Source organism: Curtobacterium sp. PsM8 (genome assembly GCF_030433875.1).
Lineage (GTDB): Bacteria > Actinomycetota > Actinomycetes > Actinomycetales > Microbacteriaceae > Curtobacterium.
In genome coordinates this window covers 53,728-71,895 of record NZ_JARUXD010000006.1, presented here as the reverse complement: position 1 = coordinate 71,895, position 18,168 = coordinate 53,728, and the positions used below count along the sequence as shown (strand labels likewise).

Below are 18,168 nucleotides of genomic sequence, written 5' to 3'. Positions count from 1 at the left end.
TTCGGTCGGGGTGACCGTCAGGAGCGGACGAACTCCGTCATGATGACCTTGCCGGTCTGCCAGTTGTGCACCGGACGGAACCCGCGCTCCGCGAGCACGGCCTTCAGTCCGGGCCGGATCGTGCGCGACGTGCCGCCGACGTACCAGACGGTGTCGATGTCGCCGAGACGGGCGGGGACCGTCGAGGCGAGGTCCGCGTTCCGGTTCCACAGCACGCCCTGGTCGGCACCGTTCGCGCCGACGGCCAGGTCGGTGAGTCCGGCGAACGCCTCCGGGTACGAGACCTTGATGATCTCCGCCGTCGTCGTCGGGTGACGGTAGACACTGCCGAAGACGACGCCCTCGTTCGCGCTCGGGCGAGCGGCGCGCTCGGTGCTGATGATCGACGCGGCCTGGGCCCAGGTCGAGTCGGACTTGGCCTCCGGCCCCTTCACGACGACGGCAGTGGGGACCGACAGGACGACGAGCGCGGCGACGGCGACCGCGAGCAGCGCCCTCGGCCGGATCAACGTCAGGGCCAGGGCGATGAGGACCGCGACGAACGGCAGGCTCAGTGACGCGTACTTCGGGGAGTAGAGACGCTCGCCCAGTGCGGTCGCGAGCAGGAGGATCGTGGTCGGGACGACGACGAGCGGGAGCGCCACACGGACGGCCTGCGCCCGGACGACGGCCCTGGCGGACGGAGCCTGACGACGCGCGTGCACCAGGGCGGTGGCGACGCCGATCGCCATGAGCGTCCACGCCATCGCGGCGTACGGGGCGGAGGCGCCGAACCACGCCGTCGAGAAGACCTGCCGGAACGTGCCGGTGCCGATGCCCTTGATCCAGCCGATCTGCTTCGCCTGGGACGACACCAGGAGGACGAACGGCGCGACGACGACCGCGGCGGTCGCTGCTGCTTCGACCCACCGGACCAGGACGCGACGGGTGACGAGCGGGGCGCCGGGCATGCGGCCGGTGCGCGAGACGGTGGCCCGGCGGAGGGCGTGCCGTTCGGCGAGCAGCGTCCAGGCGAGGGCCACGGCGTGTGCGACGACCGCGAGCGAGAGGTACACGTTGAACGCGACCGCGACGACGGCGAGCACGCCGTACGCCACCCACCAGCCCGTCGCCCGGCCCCGTCGGCTGCGACGGAGGGCGGTCAGTCCGACGAGCGTCAGGCAGACGGAGAGGGTCGTGATGGTGGCGTAGGGGCGGCCCTCGGTGCCCGCCCACTGCACCCGGGGCAGGAGCAGGAACACGATGCCCGCGGTGATCCCGAGGCGCTTGCCGCCGATCCGACGACCGAGGGCGACCACGAGTGCGGCGGCGACGCCGATGGCCAGCGCGCTCGGCAGTCGCAGCGTGAACGGCGTGTAGCCGACCAGCCAGAACCAGGTGTGGATGAGTGCGTAGTAGAGACCGTGCACCGCGTCGACGGTGTGCAGCTCGGCCCACAGCTGGGGCCAGGAACGCTGCGCGCTGGTGACGGTCGCGGCCTCGTCGTACCAGACTGACGGGACCCACGAGAAGGCCGCCGCGATGACGACGCCGAGTGCACCGATGGTGAGCTCCGGGGTGCGGACAGCGGTGGTGGCGGCGGCCGAGACCGCGCCGCGGAGGCCGGCACGGACCGGCACGTGGCGGACCGCGTGCGGGACGCCGATGCTGCCGGTACGGGGAGAACTCACGTCGGAGACGGTACCGAGCGCCGCTGGACGGGAACCGCACATACTGCCCCCCGAGCCGGTGAGTGTCCACAAGCCGATGGTCGGCGTTCCACAGTTAGGGTCATCGTCATGACGCAGCTCCGGATCCGTGACGCCGCGACGTACCTCGGGGTCAGCGACGACACCGTGCGCCGCCTGGTCGAGGGCGGCACCTTCAGCCGCGCGACGGACGCCGTCGGACGGGCGGTCGTTGACGGTCGGGAGCTCGCGGAGTACGCCCGGTCGCGGGGCGACCAGCTCGCCGACCCCTCGGGCGTCCGGAGCTCGGCACGGAACCGCTTCGTCGGCATCGTCACCGGGCTCGTCGTCGACACCGTGATGGCCCAGGTCGAGCTGCAGTGCGGCCCGCACCGGGTCGTCTCGCTGATGAGTTCCGAAGCCGTCCGCGACCTCGGACTCGAGATCGGGTCGGTCGCCGTCGCCTCGGTCAAGGCCACGATGGTCACGGTCGAGACACCGGGTCCTGAGGAGGACGCATGACCGTCAGCACCGCACGCCGCCGACTCGGCTCGCGGACGGCGGCGCTCGCCGGCTCCGGCCCGGACGTCCTGGAACGACTCGGTCGGGCGCGGGTCCTGGTCGTCGGTGCCGGTGGGCTCGGTGCGCCGGTGGTCTCCTACCTGGCGGGCAGTGGGCTCGGACGCCTGACGATCGTGGACGACGACGTGGTGGACGGCTCGAACCTGTCCCGGCAGACGCTCTTCACCACCGCGGACGTCGGCGTCGCGAAGGCCGAGGTCGCTGCAGCCCGGGCCCGCGCGGTCGACCCCGAGCTCGACGTGGTCGCGGTCGTCGGTCGCTTCCGGCCCGAGCACGTCGCCGGGCACGACGTCGTGGTCGACGCCGCCGACGCGGTGGACGTCACGCGGGCGATCTCGGACGCCTGTGCACCGCTCGGGATCCCGTTCGTCTGGGGCACCGTGCTGTCCTACGACGGCCAGGTCTCGGTCTTCCGTGACGCCGGGGACGACGGCGTCGACTTCCACGACCTGCACCCCGAGGTCCTGCCCGACGAAGGCTCGTGCGCGATCGACGGTGTGCTGCCGGCGCTCTGCGGGGCGGTCGGGTCGGTGATGGCCGCGCAGGTGACGGCCCTCGTCGCCGGCCTCGGCGAACCGTTGCTCGGCCGACTGCTGACGGTCGACGCCCGGCGCTGGCGGTGGACCGAGAGCCCGATCCGACGTGGGCCGGCGTCGCGACGTCCCACGGGCCTCCAGGCCGGAGTTGCCGGAGCGGCCGGAGCGGCCTCGGCCGCCCCACGCATCTCGCCCGCGGCGCTCGCCGCCCGCCTGGCCGATCCGGCCGACACCCTGACCCTCGTCGACGTCCGCACCGCCGAGGAGTGGGCCACCGGCGTCATCGCCGGCTCGGTGCACGGCGACGCCGCCCTGCCGGACGGGGACGTCGTCGTCACCTGCGCGCGCGGGCCGCGGGCCGACGCATGGGCGCGGACCGTCGGGAGGCCCGTGACCGTCCTCGACGGCGGTGTCGACGCCTGGCGTCGCGAGGGGCTGCCGCTCTCACCGAACTGATCCGCTGCTGCGGGTAGGATCGCGGCACCGGTCCGCACCTGCGGAGCGCACAGGTGAGTGAGAAGGTCCCCGGATGCGACAGCGCACGCAGTTGACGACCGCCCTGACGACCGGCGTGCTGCTGGCCCTGGCGCTCGGTGGCTGCGCGAGCACGCCAGCAGCCGGGGGTGCCAGCACGACCCCGGGCCCATCGTCGGGCACATCGTCGAACGCTGTACCCACGGGCTCGATCACGGTGTTCGCCGCCGCATCGCTGCAGAAGACCTTCACGACGCTCGGACACGACTTCGAGCAGGCGCACCCGGGCACCACCGTCACGTTCTCGTTCGCCGGCTCGAGCGACCTGGTCTCCCAGATCCAGAACGGCGCCCCCGCCGACGTCATCGCCTCGGCCGACCAGGCCACGACGGCGAAGCTCGGCAAGCAGAGCCTCGCCAGCGGTTCACCGCAGGACTTCGCGACGAACACGCTCGAGATCGCCGTGGCCCCGGGCAACCCGCACCACATCCGGGACCTGGCGGACCTGGACGACTCCGGCGTGCAGCTCGTGACCTGTGCCGCCCCGGTGCCGTGCGGCGCTGCGACGGCCGCGGTGGAACGCTCGAGCGGCGTCGACCTGCACCCGGTCAGCGAGGAGCAGTCCGTCACCGACGTCCTCGGCAAGGTGCGCTCCGGCCAGGCCGATGCCGGCATGGTCTACCGCACCGACGTGCAGGGTGCTGGTGCGGACGTCGACGGGGTGCCGTTCGCCGCCGCGGCCGACGCGGTGAACACCTACCCGATCAGCGTCCTGCGTGACGCGGCGAACCCCGCGCTCGCGCGGGCCTTCACGTCGTACGTCCTGTCGTCCGCCGGCCAGCGGACCCTGGGCGACGCGGGCTTCGGGAAGCCCTGAGCCCCGTGCCGGACGCGAAGCCCAGCGGCCACCCGGACGGCCGCCGCAGCCGCCCGGCGGTCCGCGGCCCGGTCCCGTGGTGGCTGCCGGTCCCCGCGGTGCTCGGCGGCCTGTTCGTCGTCGTCCCCGTGCTCGCGATGGTCGGCCGGGTCCAGTGGGTGTCCTTCGTCGCGCTGGTGACCTCACCCGCGTCGCTGACCGCACTCGGGCTGAGCCTCGGCACGGCGACCGCGGCGACCGGCATCGCGTTCGTCCTCGGCTACCCGCTGGCGGTCCTGTTCGCCCGGTCGCGCTCACGCTGGACCGGGGTGGCGCGGGCCGTGGTGCTGCTGCCGCTGGTCCTGCCGCCCGTGGTCGGTGGACTGGCGCTGCTCGCCGCGTTCGGTCGGCTCGGGGTCGTCGGCGCGTTCCTCGACGAGCACGGGTTGCGGATCGCGTTCACCACGGCGGCGGTCGTGATCGCGCAGACGTTCGTCGCGATGCCGTTCCTGGTGTCCTCGATCGAGGGGGCGCTCCGCGTCGAGGGTGACCGGTACGAGCGGGTCGCCGCCACGCTCGGCGCCGGTCCGACCCGCACGTTCCTGACGGTCACCACGCCCCGGGTGCTGCCCGGCATCACGGCCGGCCTGGTCCTCTGCTTCGCCCGGGCACTCGGCGAGTTCGGTGCGACCCTCACCTTCGCGGGCAGTCTGCAGGGCGTCACCCGGACCCTCCCGCTCGAGGTGTACCTGCAGCGCGAGATCGACCCGGACATCGCGGTCGCACTCGCGCTGGTGCTCGTCGTCGTCGCGGTCCTGGTGATCGGGCTGGCCTCGGTCCGGACCCGCGGAGCCGCGCTGTGACCGCCGACCCGGCCGGCCTGGTCGACCCGGCCGGCCTCGCCGACCCAGCCGACCCAGCCGGACTGGTCGCCCACGTCGTCCGTCACGACCGCTGCGTCGATGTCGCCCTGACGGTCGGACCGACCGAGTGCGTCGCCCTGATCGGCCCGAACGGTGCCGGCAAGTCCACCGTCGTCGACGCCGTCGCCGGCCTGCTCGCCCTCGACGACGGCGAGGTCCGCTCCGCCGGTCGGCTGCTCGCCGGCCCGGGCCGCAGCGTCCCGGCACACCGCCGCCGCGTCGGCCTGGTCGCCCAGCGCCCCGACCTGTTCCCGCACCGGAGCGTGCTGGCGAACGTCGCCTTCGGTCCGCGGGCTGCCGGACGCTCCAGCCGGGAGGCCCGCCACACCGCCCGTCAGGCCCTGGCCGCCGTCGGGGTGGCCGAGCTGGCAGACCGCGCCCCCGGGACCCTCTCGGGTGGTCAGGCCCAGCGCGTCGCGATCGCCCGGGCCCTGGCGGCGGACCCGTCGGTGGTCCTGCTCGACGAACCGACCTCGGCGCTCGACGTCGGCGCGCGGCAGGAGGTCCGCGCAGCCCTCCGCACCGCCGTCGCCGGCCGCCCGAGCCTGCTCGTGACGCACGACCCTGTCGAGGTGATGGCCCTCGCCGACCGTGTCGTCGTGCTCGAGGACGGCCGCGTGGTGGAGGAGGGGCGTCCCGCCGACGTCCTCGCCCGACCGCGCGGCGCCTTCGCGGCGACGTTCTCGGGCCTCGTGGTCCTGCACGGCACGGCGACGGCGGAGGGCCTCGTGCTGGACCGCGCCGCTCCCGGTGCCGCCGACCAGCCCGACGACGGGGGCAGGCTGGTGTCGGGGCCGCACGGCGTGCCTCCCGGCCGTGCCGTCTCGGCCGCGCACCACCCGACCGCCGCCGTCGTCAGCCGCGCGGACCAGGACGACCGGGGCGGGCTGCTCCGGACCGTCATCGAGCTGGAGCCCCGCGACGGACTGGTCCGGGTGCGGGCCGGGGAGCTCACGGCGGACCTGACGCTCGCCGCGGTGGCGGCGCTCGGGCTGACGCCGGGGACGCCCGTGCGGGTGCGGGTCCCGCCCGCCGAGCTCACGGTGTGGGAGCGCTGACGACCCTGCCGTCGTGGTGCCGGCCGCGGCCCGGTCTCAGCTGAAGGCACCGGCCGGCTCAGCTGCCGGAACCGGCCGTCTCAGCCGCCGGCGAAGGGCGGCATGACGTCCACGACGTCGACCCCGACGAGCGACGTCGAGCGGTCGCGGGTGGTCACGCCGTCGACCAGGTAGGAGCAGCGCTCCTGCAGTGCGGTCCAGCGGTCGGCGTCGGTGGCCTCGACCTGCCGGAGGGCGTCGTCGAGGGAGTCCGCCGTGACGGTCGTCTCGTCGAGCCCGACCGCGGCACGGGCGGCGGCGAAGAAGCGCAGCGTGGTCATGTCCGTCACCCTCCGATCGCGCTCATGCCCCGGGTGGGGTGCACGAAGCCGTCGCCGTCGTCGCCGTGGTCGCGCGGCTTCGCCCACATCGCCCGACGCCAGCGGTCGAGGACCACGTCGTCGGCGGCACCGGCGCGCAGCGGTCCGAGCAGGTCGACCTCGTCGTCCGAGAACAGGCAGCTGCGGACGTGGCCGTCGGCGGTCAGGCGGGTGCGGGTGCAGTCGGCGCAGAACGACTCGGTGATGCTCGCGATGATGCCGACCGTGCCCAGGTCCTGTCCGGTCGCCCGGGACCGCACGCGGTAGCGCTCGGCCGGGGCACCGTTCCGCGGGGCCTCGTCGGGAGTGAGTTCGTAGTCGACGCTGAGGATCTCGCGGATCTGCACGGCGGTGATCATCGTCGACGCGTCCCAGGCGTGGCCCGGGTCCAGCGGCATCTGCTCGATGAAGCGCAGTTCGTGGCCGCGCTCGAGGCACCAGGCCAGCAGCTCGGAGGCCAGGTGGTCGTTGACCCCGCGCATCAGGACCGCGTTGACCTTCACCCCGAGTCCGGCGGCGGCGGCGGCCGCGATGCCCTCGAGGACCCGGTCGAGGAACGGCCGACGGGTGACCTCGGCGAAGACGTCCGGGTCGACGGTGTCGAGCGAGACGTTGAGCCGGTGCAGTCCGGCGGCGCGGAGGGCGGCGGCGCGTCCGGCGAGCCCGATGGCGTTCGTGGTGAGCGAGAGTTCCAGGTCCGGGTGGGCGGCCGCGCTCCGGGCGATCACGTCGACCAGGTCCTTGCGGAGCAGGGGTTCGCCGCCGGTGAAGCGGACCTTGCGGATGCCGAGATGCTCCGCGCCGAGGCCCACCAGCCGGGCGATCTCGTCCGCCGACATCAGCGCGGCGTCGGGCGCGAAGGGCAGCCCCTCGGCCGGCATGCAGTACGTGCAGCGGAGGTTGCAACGTTCGGTCAGTGACACCCGCAGGTCCACGGCGTACCGGCCGAAGCGGTCCACCAGGCCGGGGTCGCCGGCGGGGCGCGGCGGCAGGTCGGTGCGGTCCAGGGGGCCGGGCGCCGGCGCCTCGGGGTGGACCCGACGCATCAGGTCCGACGAGGGGAGGAGCTGGCCCGTCGAGGGCAGCATCTGGGCCGGCATCGCCTCAGGATACGGTGCCGTCGCTGCGATCCGGGTGGACCGTGTCGTGGCGCACCGCGTCTCGGCCGAGCAGCCGGTCACGCCAGCGCAGCCAGTCCTCGCGGCGGGTGCGGACGAGGGTGACGACGAGCACGACGGCGATCGCCGCGAGCAGCCACCACCGGTAGGCGACGACCGAGGGCCACACCCCACGCAGGGCGATCGCCAGCGTCAGGGACAGCCACTCCCACCGCCCGGACAGCACCACGAACGGGATGAGCAGCAGTGCGTACCAGGGGTAGCGCGGGGTCACGGCGAGGAAGGTCACGCCGATCATGAACACCTGGCCGGACCAGGGGTTCGCGGGGTCGGACAGCCGCCAGGCCAGCACCGCGGCGACGAGCACGACGAGCCCCACCACGATCGTCGCGGCGTCCCCGGGCACGATCTTCGCGACCAGGGCGAACCGCGAGCCGTCCTCGTACCCCTCTTCCGACAGGTACCCGGGCAGGTAGCCGAGGACCTTCGGGCCGGTCGTCAGCACGTAGGGCACGTAGAGCAGCCCGAACGTGGCGATGCCGACCGGGATCGCCCACCAGCTGCGCCACCGCCCGAGCAGCGCCGGGTACACGATCGCCGGGATGAGCTTCGTCGCGGTCGCGGCGCCGAGCGCGATGCCGCCCCAGATCGGCCGACCGAACGCGACGAGCACGGCGCCCGCGGTGGCCAGGGCCGCGCCGACCACGTCGACGTGCGAGTTCGTGACGGCCTCGGCGGCGACGAGCGGCGACCAGGCCCAGAGTGCGGCCCACCAGGTCGGGCGGCCGAGGCGGCGGAGGACGACGAGCAGGCCGACGGTGACGCCGAGCGAGACGACGAGCCCGGCGAACTGGAACGGCAGGTACTGCGCGGTGGCGGGGACGAACGCCCGCACCAGCGCGAACCACAGCTCGGCCATCGGCGGGTAGATCGTCGGGACGTCGGGACGGTTGATCGCCGTGCAGTGACCGAGCCGACCGTCGCCCAGACCGCGGAACCGGGGCTTGATGTCGTCACACGTGCCGTTGACCTTGTCGGGGAACAACCAGTCCGGACGGAGGTGCTGCAGCACGTCCGACTGAGGGGTGTGCAGGTACGGCGAGATGCCCGCGTGCTGCACGATGCCGTCCCAGGCGTAGCGTGCGGAGTCGGTGCTGGTGTTCGGCGGTCCGATCAGGGCCGCGATCCCGACGACGACGGCACCACCGAGGACGATCCGCGTCACCAGGTGCGGGGGCACGAACCTGAGCGCCAGCACGGCGCCTGCGAAGACCGTCCAAGCGATGAGGGTCCACGCAACGAATGGAGAGCGATGACCCTCCCGGAGGAACCCCAGATGCGTGACACCCACCGCGATGACGATGCCGAGCACCAGCACGCCCACGACGGCGAGCGCGGTCGGGACGAGCACGCTCGAGGCGAGCGCTCGTCGGTCGAGACGGGTCGGACGCAGTCGTTCGCTCATGGTCCGACGACAGTAGCGGGGGTGCAGCGCCTGATGCGCCACACCCGCGACGCCCTGGCCTCGCCGAACCGCACCGCCCGCAGCGCCGTGGTCACCGGCCGCCTGCTCGGCATCGCGTTCCTGGTCTGCTTCCTGACCGGCGTCTACAGCCACCTGCTGCAGGAGCCCCTCGGCTGGATGCGCTTCCCGACCCGGCCCGTGCAGCTGTACCAGTTCACGCAGGGCCTGCACATCACGGCGGGCATCGCGATCATCCCGCTGCTGCTCGCGAAGCTCAACGTCGTGATGCCGGCGCTGGTGCAGACCCCGCCGGTCCGGAGCGTCCTGCACCTGCTCGAGCGTGCGTCGATCGCGGTGTTCGTGGCCTCCGCCCTCGTGCAGGTCGTCACCGGTCTGCTCAACACCTACCAGTGGTACCCGTGGCCGTTCCCGTTCAAGCAGGTGCACAACGCGCTGGCGTACGTGCTGATCGGGTCGCTGCTCATCCACATCGGCACGAAGCTGCAGATCATCGCGCGGTACTGGCGGAAGCGCGACTCCTTCGACGCACAGGGCCGCTTCGTCGCCGACCCGACGGTGGGCAGCGAGTTGCCGGATCCGAACGACCCGGCCGGACAGGAGGCCCGTCCCGGCTCCGCCTCACCCTCCGGCGGGATCGTCGGACGCCTCCACCGCTGGATCGACGGCACCCCGGCCCCCGGACCGGTTGCATCGGCGACCGACACCGCCCCGGTGACACGGACTGCAGCGTCCGCCGACGGCCGCCGCCAGCGCGTCGCCCGCCGCGGGTTCATCGCCGGCGTCACCGCGGCCACCGCGGGCGTCGTCGCCCTGACGGTCGGACAGTCCTCGGTCCTCGGTGAACCGTTCAACGTCTTCGGTCCCCGCAAGCGGCACCTCGGCCAGAACGGACTGCCGGTGAACCGCACCGCCCGCGCCGCTGGCGTCCTCGCCACCGCGACCGCCGCCGACTGGGCACTCACGGTCGCCGGCCCCTCGGTCAGCCGGACGTTCTCCCGTGCCGAGCTGATCGCCCTCGGCCAGACCGAGGCGCGCCTGCCGATCGCGTGCGTCGAGGGCTGGAGCCAGATGGCGACGTGGAAGGGGGTCCGGATGCGCGACCTCCTCGCCGCGGTGCAGGTCGACCCGGACGTGCACGTCCGGGTGACGAGCCTGGAGCGGCACGGCGGCTACCGGATCATGGAGATGGGGCCGGAGTACACCGCCGACCCGACCACCCTGATCGCCCTCGAGCTCAACGGCGAGAAGCTCGACCTGGAACACGGGTTCCCCGCCCGGATCATCGCGCCCGGCCGTCCGGGTGTGCTGCAGACGAAGTGGATCGAACGGATCGAGGTCATCGCATGAGCGCCGTCGTCGTCGACAACCGGGTCCGCACGGCCCGCATCGTGCTGGTCGTCCTGGGCGTGCTGGTCCTGGCGTTCGGCGCCTGGGTCCTCGTGACCACCGTCCGGCCGAACCGGATCGGTGGGCTGGCGACCTGGCTCCTCGGCGCCGTCGTGCTGCACGACGCGATCCTGTCCCCGTTCGTCCTGGCCGTCGGCATGGGGCTCCGGCGGGCCGGTCGCTCCCTCCGCACGTGGGTGCTCGTCGTGGTGCAGGCGGCCGTCGTCCTCGGCAGCGTCCTGGCCCTGGTGGTGCTGCCGGAGATCGCGGCGAAGGCGCACGGCACGAAGAACGACACCGTGTTGCCGTTCGACTACACGACGCGGTTGCTCGTGGTCGAGGGGGTACTCGTCGCCGTCGTGGTGATCGCCCTGGTGGTGGGCGCGGTCACGGCTCGGCGTCGGTCGGACCAACCTGTGGTTGCAGGGACAACCTCTCCCTAGGATGAGGGCATGACCGACGACACCCCCTGGCTCTCCCGCGAGCAGCTCCGGGCGTGGATGGGGTTCGTCGCCGTCATGGAACTCCTGCCGGCAGCGCTCGACCACCAGCTGCAGCGCGACGCCGACCTGACGATGTTCGACTACATGGTCATCGCGATGCTGTCCGAGACCGAGCTCCACACGCTCCGGATGTCGGTCCTGGCCTCGGCCACGAACGCGTCACTGCCCCGGCTGTCGCACGTGGTGTCCCGGCTCGAGAAGCGGGGGCTCGTCGCCCGGTGCCCCTCGACCGAGGACCGCCGGGCCACCGACGTCCGGCTCACCGACGCCGGCTTCGACCACATCGTCGCCGCAGCACCCGGGCACGTCCGGACCGCCCGACGCCTGGTCATCGACGCGCTCTCGGACGAGCAGGTCGCGGAACTCGACGGGATCTCCCGCGTGCTCCTCAGCCGCGTCGACCCTGAGGGCCGCTTCGCCGCGGTGGCGAACATCCCCGACGACGAGCCGACGGTGTGCGAGGCCCGGCTGACCGGCACCGCCGACGACGCCTTCCCGGACGTGGTCGACGGCGTGACCTACCGGCCGGCCACCCGGGAGGACCTGCCCCTGCTGCGCCGGGCGAGCCTCGACGCGATGAACTGGTCGGGTGAGCGGTTCACCGACGCCGACCTCGACCGGCCCGAGTTCGCGCACTACTTCGTCGCCTTCGACCCGGACCGGACCACGGACGACCCGGACCGGAGCGCGGACGACCCGACCGACCGTCGCCCCGCCGACGTGGGCGTCGTGGCCTCCGACCCCGACGGACCGCTCGGCGTCGCCTGGGCCGTGCACCTGCCCGCCAGCGACCCGGGCTACGGCTTCGTCGCCGAGGACGTCCCTGAGCTCACCCTCGCCGTCGACGCCCGAGCGCGCGGCCGTGGTGTCGGCTCGGCCCTGCTCGCCCGGCTCGTCGCCGCCGGCCGGAGCGCGGGCTGGCCGGGGATCAGCCTGAGCGTCGAGGACGGCAACACCGGTGCCCGGATCCTCTACGAACGCGTCGGCTTCCGCACGGTCGGGCGCAACGGCGACTCCGACACCCTGCAGCTGCTGTACTGACCGCCGCTAGGCTCCCCGGTATGAGCCATGCCGCCGACCAGCCCGCCGAGACCTACAGCTACCTCGGACCGGCCGGCACCTTCACAGAGGCGGCCCTCAAGCTCGTCGAGGCCGCCGTCGGCAAGCCCTGGCGGAGCGTCAACAACGTCGGCGAAGCACTCGACGACGTCGTCACCGGACGCTCGGTCGGCGCGGTCATCGCGATCGAGAACAGCGTCGACGGCGGGGTCAGCGCCACGCAGGACGCCCTGGCCCGGATCCCCGGCGTGCGGATCGTGGGGGAGTACCTGGTCCCCGTCGACTTCGTCCTCGTCGCCCGACCCGGCACCGCGCTCGCCGACGTCCGCACCGTCAACGCCCACCCCGTCGCCTACGCGCAGACGCACCGGTGGCTCGAGGCGAACGTCCCCGGGCACGGGCACATCCCGGCCTCGTCGAACGTCGCCGCGGCCGCCGAACTGCTCGCGGAGCACTCGGTCGCGGACGCAGCCGTCGCCCCGCCCGGCATCACCGACCACTACGACCTGGCGGTGCTCGCGGACTCCATCGGCGAGAACGCCAGCGCCGTGACCCGGTTCGTACTCGTCTCGAAGACGCTCGCGCTGCCGGAGCGCACGGGGGCGGACAAGACCAGCGTCGTCGTCGAACTGCCGAACGAACACCCCGGCGCCCTGGTCGACATGCTCGAGCAGTTCGCCACCCGCGGCATCAACATGGGCCTGCTGTCGTCGCGGCCGATCGGTGACGAACTCGGGCGGTACCGGTTCGTCATCGACCTCGACGGCCACGTGCGGGACGAACGGGTGGCCGACGCCCTGCTCGGACTCCGGCGCTTCAGCCCGCGTGTCACGTTCCTCGGGTCGTACCCCCGGGCGGACGGTGTGCGATCCGAGGTGTCGCCGCGTTACTCCGACCAGGCGTTCGTCGAGGCGCGTGACTGGCTGCGCGCGATCGTGAGCGGCGAGCCGGACGCGAGCTGAGCCTCCCGGCCCGGACTGCCGCAACGGAACGGCGCGCCGTCACGCACGTCGTCAGCGGCGGCGGGTCGCCCGCGTCTGGTCTTCCGGGCCCGCGACACGGACGGTCAACCCGCCCGGGTCGATGCGCGCACGGAACGCCACGACCTCGCCCACGGGGTCGCCGTCGATCTCGAACTCGTCCGGACGCTCCAGGCGGGCCGTGAACTCCTCGCCCCGCAGGTAGCGCAACGGACGCTCTTCACGCGCCTTCGTGACGATGCGTTTGCCGATCTCGGTGTTGCCGAGCGCCGAGCGGCGGACGGAGCGGAGGATCGCGTTCTCCCACAGCATCCGGGCGGCGATCCGGACCCAGCCGAAGAAGCCCCGGGGACGCATCACGACGATGTCGAACACGCCGTCGTCGATCTCGGCGTCGGGCAGCAGCGTCGCGCCGGCCTGCAGCATGCCGCAGTTGCCGACGATCAGGGAGTGCGCGCGGACCGACCGGTTGGACTCACCGTCCAGGCGGTACCGGAACTCGAACGCGCTGGCGTCCCGCAGCGAGCGGATCAGCGAGTCGACGTAGGCGAGCCAGCCGACCTTCTTCTTCAGGTCGTCGTTCGTGTTCGCGAGCATACGGGCGTCGAGGCCCAGGCCGGCCATCACGAGGAAGCCGAACTGCTCCCGCGAGCCGTCCTCCCGCTCGACACCGACCGTGCCGAAGTCGATCGCCCGGTCCTCGCCGTGGAAGATCGTGTGCGCGCTCGCACCCAGGTCGTCGATCGGCGCCGGGATGTTGCGGGCGAGCAGGTTGCCGGTGCCGCTCGGCAGCAGCGCGAGGGCCGCGTCCGAGCCGTGCACGACCTCGGCGACCGCGCGGACCGTGCCGTCACCGCCCGCAGCGGCGATCACGTCGGCGCCGGCGTCGAGGGCCTCGCGGGCCATGCCGCCGCCCGGGTCCTCCTCGCTGGTTGCGTACCACTTGGTCTCGGCCCAGCCGGCCTCACGCTGGTACCGGTTCACAGTGCGCTTCAGCGTCGGCAGGTGGACCTTGACGGGGTTGTAGATGACTGCGGCGGTGCGCTGCTCCGTTGCGGGGGCGTCCTCCGGCACAGCGGTGGCATCCGAGGGCGTCGACATGCGAACAACGCTACCGAACAGGTGCTGCGCGGTCCGGAACGCGGCCACGAGACGGACGGGAGGCGCGGATCGGCCGTGCCACGGGCCTCCCGTCCGGTGGTTCACCGGCTGGTCATCCGTGGCTGGGTAAGCTGGGCCGGTGATCGACCCCCAGCTGTTGCGCGACGAACCGGACCTCATCAAGGCCTCGCAGGCGGCGCGCGGCGCCTCCGTCGAGGTCGTCGACCAGGCCGTCGCAGCCGACTCCGCCCGACGGGCGGCCATCACCGCGTTCGAGGCGCTCCGCGCCGAGCAGAACGCGTTCGGCAAGACCGTCGCCAAGGCGCCGAAGGACGAGAAGGCCGCGCTCGTGCAGCAGGCCCAGGCGCTCTCCGCGAAGGTGAAGGAGGCGCAGGCCACCGTCACCGCGGCCGAGGACACCTTCAACACCGTCGTCCGCTCGATCCCGAACGTCGTCATGCCCGACGTGCCCGCTGGGGGCGAGGACGACTTCGTCACCCTCCGCACCGTCGGCACCAAGCCGGAGTTCTCGTTCGAGCCGAAGGACCACGCCGACCTCGGTGAGTCCCTGGGCATCATCGACATCGCCCGCGGCGTCAAGGTCTCCGGCTCGCGCTTCTACTTCCTGCGCGGCATGGGGGCCCGACTCGAGATCGCGCTGATGTCGCTCGGCCTCGACCGTGCCGTCGCGCACGGGTTCGAGCCGCTCATCACGCCGACGCTCGTACGCCCCGAGACGATGGCCGGCACCGGCTTCCTCGGCGAGCACGCGGCCGAGGTCTACCGCCTCGAAGCCGACGACCTGTACCTGACCGGCACCAGCGAGGTCGCCCTCGCCGGGTACCACGCCGACGAGATCCTGCAGTTCCCGGACGGCGACGACCAGGCCCTCCGCTACGCCGGCTGGTCCACCTGCTACCGCCGCGAGGCCGGGTCCGCGGGGCGTGACAACCGCGGCATCCTCCGTGTGCACCAGTTCAACAAGCTCGAGATGTTCGCCTACGTCCACCCGGACCAGGCCGACGCCGAGCACCAGCGGCTGATGTCCTACCAGGAGTCGATGCTGCAGGACCTCGGGCTGCACTACCGCGTCATCGAGACCGCGGCCGGCGACCTCGGCACGAGCGCTGCGCGCAAGTACGACCTCGAAGCGTGGGTCCCGACGCAGGGCACCTACCGCGAGCTCACCTCGACGTCGAACTGCACGACCTTCCAGGCCCGTCGCCTCGACATCCGGTACCGCACCGAGAGCGGCAAGACCGCCCCGGTCGCCACGCTCAACGGCACCCTCGCCACCACCCGCTGGCTCGTCGCGATCCTCGAGACCCACCAGCAGGAGGACGGCTCGGTCGTCATCCCCGAGGTCCTCCGTCCGTACCTCGGCGGCGTCGAGGTGATCGAGCCCCGATGAGCTCCTCACGCGGATTCGTCGACGGTTCCGAGGCGTCGGGCTCGGGCCCCGCTGCGGCTTCGGGCTCGGCCCGTGCCGCGGAGCCCGCGCGGGTCAAGCGCTGGCTCGTCGCCCTGGACATCGACGGCACCACCATGCGCGAGGACGGCGTCGTCACCGACACGGTCATCCAGGCGCTCCTCGACACCGAAGCCGCCGGGCACGAGGTGATGCTCTCCACCGGTCGAAGCGAGGGCATGACCGTCCCGCTGCTCGAACGGCTCGGCATCCAGCCGAAGTACCTGGTCTGCGCCAACGGGGCGCTCACCCTGAAGCGCACCGAGTCCGGCGAGTACGAGCGCGTGCACGTCGAGACGTTCGACCCGACCGAGGTCCTGCAGACGATCCGCGGTGCCCTCGAGAACGGCGCCTACGGGGTCGAGGACGAGACCGGGCACTACCTGCTCTCCGGCGACTTCCCCGACGACACCATGACCGCGGCCGGCGACCACGTCGAGTTCGAGCGCCTGCTCGGCGTCCGGGCCACCCGTGTCGTCGTGATCTCCCCGGAGCACGGCCTCGAGGAGTTCCTGGACATCGTCGACAAGATGGGGCTGCACAAGGTCTCGTACACGGTCGGCTGGACCGCGTGGCTCGACATCGCGCCCGAAGGGGTCACCAAGGCGACCGCCATGGAGCGCGTCCGCGAGTGGCTCGACATCCCGCGCTCCCGCGTCTTCGCGGCCGGCGACGGACGCAACGACATCGACATGCTGCGGTGGGCCTCCACCTCGGGCCGCGGTGTCGTCATGGGGCAGGCGCCCGACGACGTCGTGGACGCGGGCAACGAGCTGACGGGCGGCGTCACGGACGACGGGCTCGCGGCGGCACTGGACACGTTGCCGCGCTGACGGCTGTTCCGGCTGACGGGCGCTGGCTGCGCGCGGGCCGGGAGGCTCGGTAGACTGATCGGGACCCGGTCACGTCTCGCCACGTGGTCGGGTCACGGAGGGTTGTCCGAGCGGCCGATGGAGCCTGTCTTGAAAACAGGTGGGCAGAGATGTCTCGTGGGTTCGAATCCCACACCCTCCGCCATGTAGAATATTGAACACGGCACCACCCCTCTCATCTGGGGTTTCTTCTCTGGTTGCCACTGTAGAGGCTTTTTAAAGAGGTCTCTCTGGTGTTAATTTAGGTGTTAATCTGCGGGCGCTCCCTGGCACAGGCAGACGCAGAGAGGGAAGACGATGGCAGAAGCAAGGCGGCGCACCATCAACGGGCGCAAGGTCTGGCAGGCTGTATCAGTCCTGACGGTTCGTCAGTTTCAGACAGATACGGCTACGGGCGGAACCGTGGTGGTCAAGAGCAAGAAGCGTCTTACGGGAACAGCATCAACGAAGAGCGAAGCAGAGCGCCGGCTATACGGAAAGATTCTGGACTTCCACACGCTCCAGCGGAGTGACCCGAACAGCGCAGACCTACGACCGAAGAAGCACGAGAAGCAGACCACTCTGAATGAGCTTCTTGACCAGTGGCTAAACTTCAGACGCTTAGGGGGTATGGATGCGCCTCTTGAACCTTCAACGCTCGCTCTATACGAAACAAAATGTGCGGTCCACATCAGACCCGACCTAGGGCATAGAAGCGTTAGAAGCCTCTCTAAGCGTGATTTAGAGGCTTACATATGGGAGACCCTACCTAGCAAGAGGAAGCGCCGCAAAGACCCCGTTACGGGCGTCCTAGTGGAGGTTGAAGAACGGGCTGTCGGTAACTCAGTGCTGAGGACGATTTACAGCATCCTAACTCAGGCGCTTCATTACGCTGTTCAAAAGGATCTCATAGAACTCAACCCCATGACGAGCGTGAAAAGCCCTAAGAAGGTCACACTATCGGGGGAGCATCGAAGCAGCATCGCGCAAGATGACTACATCCCTCGTCGCATCATGAAAGGTCTATGGGACAGCCCTGAACTTGGGCGATGGGTCCTTATGTTCATGGGGTTACGCGCATCGGAGCGTCTGGGCGTCGAGATAGGTCCAGGTGGGTCGCTTCAATACTTAGACAACCCCAACAAGAAAACCGTTCTGCGCGTAGATAGGCAGGTCGCCGTAGACCCGAAGACGCGCATATGGACCGTTAAAAAGACACTCAAGACAGACGGGTCTGTCCGAACTCTCGTTCTTCCTGATGAAGTATCTAGACACCTATTGCTATGGAAGAAGCAGCGTGACGAGTGGGAGAAGCAGGGCAAGGCGGAGGGGACTTGGAACCCAGAACCAGGACTAGAAAATTTGTTGTTCGTCCAACCGAATGGGAGACCAATCCGCCCGCAGAAAGATAGGTATGCCTGGGCGAGACTCTTGAAGTCTCTCAAACTCCCTCACCACAGAGGACACGACATGAGACACATGACAGCCTCAATGCTCGGAAAAGCAGGAGTGCCAACGAGTTCCGCGGCTCTTATCCTGGGTCACAATTCGGAGAGCATGACCGTCTACTATCAGAGCTTCAAAGCCTCGGAGACTGCTCAACCCCTCGAACTCATCTCTAACAGTTTCAGCAAAGACGCACAAAAGGTCGAAACCGTGGACGCCTCGGAAGGACTTGGGAAGGTGCTCCTACTTGGCGAAGAAGTAAAGTAACAAAGGGTAAAGCCCCAAATGAGAAACCGCACTCATTTGGGGCTTTCT

The 18,168-nt window shown here is 71.1% G+C and carries 17 protein-coding genes and 1 tRNA gene; 13 read left to right on the top strand and 5 right to left on the bottom strand.

The features are described 5' to 3' along the window. Window positions 1–17: 17 nt before the first annotated feature. Window positions 18–1,670, bottom strand: a complete 1,653-nt coding sequence (locus QCD68_RS02480) for a glycosyltransferase family 39 protein (RefSeq protein ID WP_301221888.1) — start codon at window positions 1,668–1,670, stop codon at window positions 18–20. Window positions 1,671–1,778: 108 nt separating this feature from the next. Between QCD68_RS02480 and QCD68_RS02475 the strand changes: the two genes are divergently transcribed. The 5 genes from QCD68_RS02475 to QCD68_RS02455 all read left to right on the top strand — a co-directional run bounded on the left by QCD68_RS02475 (window position 1,779) and on the right by QCD68_RS02455 (window position 6,096). Continuing rightward, complete coding sequence (locus tag QCD68_RS02475; protein ID WP_111074537.1) at window positions 1,779–2,189, top strand: TOBE domain-containing protein; 411 nt, start codon at window positions 1,779–1,781, stop codon at window positions 2,187–2,189. Next, entirely contained in the window at window positions 2,186–3,241 is a 1,056-nt protein-coding gene (locus QCD68_RS02470; protein WP_301221887.1) for a ThiF family adenylyltransferase, read from the top strand. Before QCD68_RS02475 ends, QCD68_RS02470 begins: the two co-directional genes overlap by 4 nt. 73 nt (window positions 3,242–3,314) lie before the next feature. Beyond that, window positions 3,315–4,136 carry a molybdate ABC transporter substrate-binding protein gene (gene modA, locus QCD68_RS02465; protein ID WP_301221886.1) on the top strand — a complete coding sequence of 274 codons (822 nt, stop codon included), beginning with the start codon at window positions 3,315–3,317 and terminating at the stop codon, window positions 4,134–4,136. A 5-nt stretch (window positions 4,137–4,141) separates the two neighbouring features. Then, window positions 4,142–4,978 carry an ABC transporter permease gene (locus QCD68_RS02460; protein ID WP_441005163.1) on the top strand — a complete coding sequence of 279 codons (837 nt, stop codon included), beginning with the start codon at window positions 4,142–4,144 and terminating at the stop codon, window positions 4,976–4,978. After that, window positions 4,975–6,096: an ABC transporter ATP-binding protein gene (locus QCD68_RS02455; RefSeq protein ID WP_301221885.1), complete on the top strand. Its 1,122-nt coding sequence runs from the start codon at window positions 4,975–4,977 to the stop codon at window positions 6,094–6,096. The genes QCD68_RS02460 and QCD68_RS02455 overlap by 4 nt, the downstream gene beginning before the upstream one ends. An 80-nt stretch (window positions 6,097–6,176) precedes the next feature. On the opposite strand, the gene QCD68_RS02450 is transcribed toward QCD68_RS02455, so the two are convergent. Genes QCD68_RS02450 through QCD68_RS02440 form a run of 3 tightly spaced genes read right to left on the bottom strand, consistent with a single transcriptional unit; the run spans window position 6,177 to window position 9,038 of the window. Next, window positions 6,177–6,416, bottom strand: a complete 240-nt coding sequence (locus QCD68_RS02450; protein ID WP_301221884.1) for a MoaD/ThiS family protein — start codon at window positions 6,414–6,416, stop codon at window positions 6,177–6,179. Between the two features lie 5 nt (window positions 6,417–6,421). Next, complete coding sequence (moaA, locus tag QCD68_RS02445; protein ID WP_301221899.1) at window positions 6,422–7,501, bottom strand: GTP 3',8-cyclase MoaA; 1,080 nt, start codon at window positions 7,499–7,501, stop codon at window positions 6,422–6,424. Between the two features lie 58 nt (window positions 7,502–7,559). Then, window positions 7,560–9,038, bottom strand: coding sequence for a glycosyltransferase family 87 protein (locus QCD68_RS02440; RefSeq protein WP_301221883.1), 1,479 nt, complete (start codon window positions 9,036–9,038; stop codon window positions 7,560–7,562). Window positions 9,039–9,059: 21 nt separating this feature from the next. Here QCD68_RS02440 and QCD68_RS02435 point away from each other — a divergent pair, with 21 nt between their 5' ends. From QCD68_RS02435 to pheA, 4 genes are read left to right on the top strand one after another with little or no spacing between them, the layout of a single operon-like run. Then, window positions 9,060–10,406 carry a molybdopterin-dependent oxidoreductase gene (locus tag QCD68_RS02435; RefSeq protein WP_301221882.1) on the top strand — a complete coding sequence of 449 codons (1,347 nt, stop codon included), beginning with the start codon at window positions 9,060–9,062 and terminating at the stop codon, window positions 10,404–10,406. Beyond that, the gene (locus QCD68_RS02430; protein WP_253464309.1) at window positions 10,403–10,888 is read left to right on the top strand and encodes a hypothetical protein; all 486 of its coding nucleotides are present in this window, start codon (window positions 10,403–10,405) and stop codon (window positions 10,886–10,888) included. Before QCD68_RS02435 ends, QCD68_RS02430 begins: the two co-directional genes overlap by 4 nt. A gap of 9 nt (window positions 10,889–10,897) precedes the next feature. Further along, window positions 10,898–11,989, top strand: a complete 1,092-nt coding sequence (locus QCD68_RS17465) for a GNAT family N-acetyltransferase (RefSeq protein ID WP_367316821.1) — start codon at window positions 10,898–10,900, stop codon at window positions 11,987–11,989. A 20-nt stretch (window positions 11,990–12,009) separates the two neighbouring features. Beyond that, window positions 12,010–12,969, top strand: a complete 960-nt coding sequence (pheA, locus tag QCD68_RS02415; protein ID WP_111074543.1) for a prephenate dehydratase — start codon at window positions 12,010–12,012, stop codon at window positions 12,967–12,969. 51 nt (window positions 12,970–13,020) lie between these two features. Here the strand turns inward: pheA and QCD68_RS02410 are convergent, their stop codons facing one another. Then, window positions 13,021–14,088 carry a diacylglycerol/lipid kinase family protein gene (locus QCD68_RS02410; protein WP_301221880.1) on the bottom strand — a complete coding sequence of 356 codons (1,068 nt, stop codon included), beginning with the start codon at window positions 14,086–14,088 and terminating at the stop codon, window positions 13,021–13,023. A gap of 139 nt (window positions 14,089–14,227) precedes the next feature. Between QCD68_RS02410 and serS the strand changes: the two genes are divergently transcribed. The 4 genes from serS (at window position 14,228) to QCD68_RS02390 (ending at window position 18,120) form a co-directional block, all read left to right on the top strand. Continuing rightward, window positions 14,228–15,499 carry a serine--tRNA ligase gene (gene serS, locus QCD68_RS02405; protein ID WP_301221879.1) on the top strand — a complete coding sequence of 424 codons (1,272 nt, stop codon included), beginning with the start codon at window positions 14,228–14,230 and terminating at the stop codon, window positions 15,497–15,499. Then, the gene (locus tag QCD68_RS02400) at window positions 15,496–16,389 is read left to right on the top strand and encodes an HAD family hydrolase (RefSeq protein WP_301221878.1); all 894 of its coding nucleotides are present in this window, start codon (window positions 15,496–15,498) and stop codon (window positions 16,387–16,389) included. The genes serS and QCD68_RS02400 overlap by 4 nt, the downstream gene beginning before the upstream one ends. Before the next feature lie 96 nt (window positions 16,390–16,485). Further along, a tRNA-Ser gene (locus tag QCD68_RS02395) sits at window positions 16,486–16,573 on the top strand. Between the two features lie 152 nt (window positions 16,574–16,725). After that, window positions 16,726–18,120: a tyrosine-type recombinase/integrase gene (locus QCD68_RS02390; RefSeq protein ID WP_301221877.1), complete on the top strand. Its 1,395-nt coding sequence runs from the start codon at window positions 16,726–16,728 to the stop codon at window positions 18,118–18,120. Window positions 18,121–18,168 lie beyond the last annotated feature (48 nt).

Bases quoted from the DNA above. Each gene is read 5' to 3' on its own strand.
- QCD68_RS02475 (WP_111074537.1), top strand. From the start codon at position 1,779: ATGACGCAGCTCCGGATCCGTGACGCCGCGACGTACCTCGGGGTCAGC.
- QCD68_RS02470 (WP_301221887.1), top strand. From the start codon at position 2,186: ATGACCGTCAGCACCGCACGCCGCCGACTCGGCTCGCGGACGGCGGCG.
- modA (WP_301221886.1), top strand. From the start codon at position 3,315: ATGCGACAGCGCACGCAGTTGACGACCGCCCTGACGACCGGCGTGCTG.
- QCD68_RS02450 (WP_301221884.1), bottom strand. From the start codon at position 6,416: ATGACCACGCTGCGCTTCTTCGCCGCCGCCCGTGCCGCGGTCGGGCTC.
- moaA (WP_301221899.1), bottom strand. From the start codon at position 7,501: ATGCGTCGGGTCCACCCCGAGGCGCCGGCGCCCGGCCCCCTGGACCGC.
- QCD68_RS02440 (WP_301221883.1), bottom strand. From the start codon at position 9,038: ATGAGCGAACGACTGCGTCCGACCCGTCTCGACCGACGAGCGCTCGCC.
- QCD68_RS02430 (WP_253464309.1), top strand. From the start codon at position 10,403: ATGAGCGCCGTCGTCGTCGACAACCGGGTCCGCACGGCCCGCATCGTG.
- QCD68_RS17465 (WP_367316821.1), top strand. From the start codon at position 10,898: ATGACCGACGACACCCCCTGGCTCTCCCGCGAGCAGCTCCGGGCGTGG.
- pheA (WP_111074543.1), top strand. From the start codon at position 12,010: ATGAGCCATGCCGCCGACCAGCCCGCCGAGACCTACAGCTACCTCGGA.
- QCD68_RS02410 (WP_301221880.1), bottom strand. From the start codon at position 14,088: ATGTCGACGCCCTCGGATGCCACCGCTGTGCCGGAGGACGCCCCCGCA.
- QCD68_RS02400 (WP_301221878.1), top strand. From the start codon at position 15,496: ATGAGCTCCTCACGCGGATTCGTCGACGGTTCCGAGGCGTCGGGCTCG.
- QCD68_RS02390 (WP_301221877.1), top strand. From the start codon at position 16,726: ATGGCAGAAGCAAGGCGGCGCACCATCAACGGGCGCAAGGTCTGGCAG.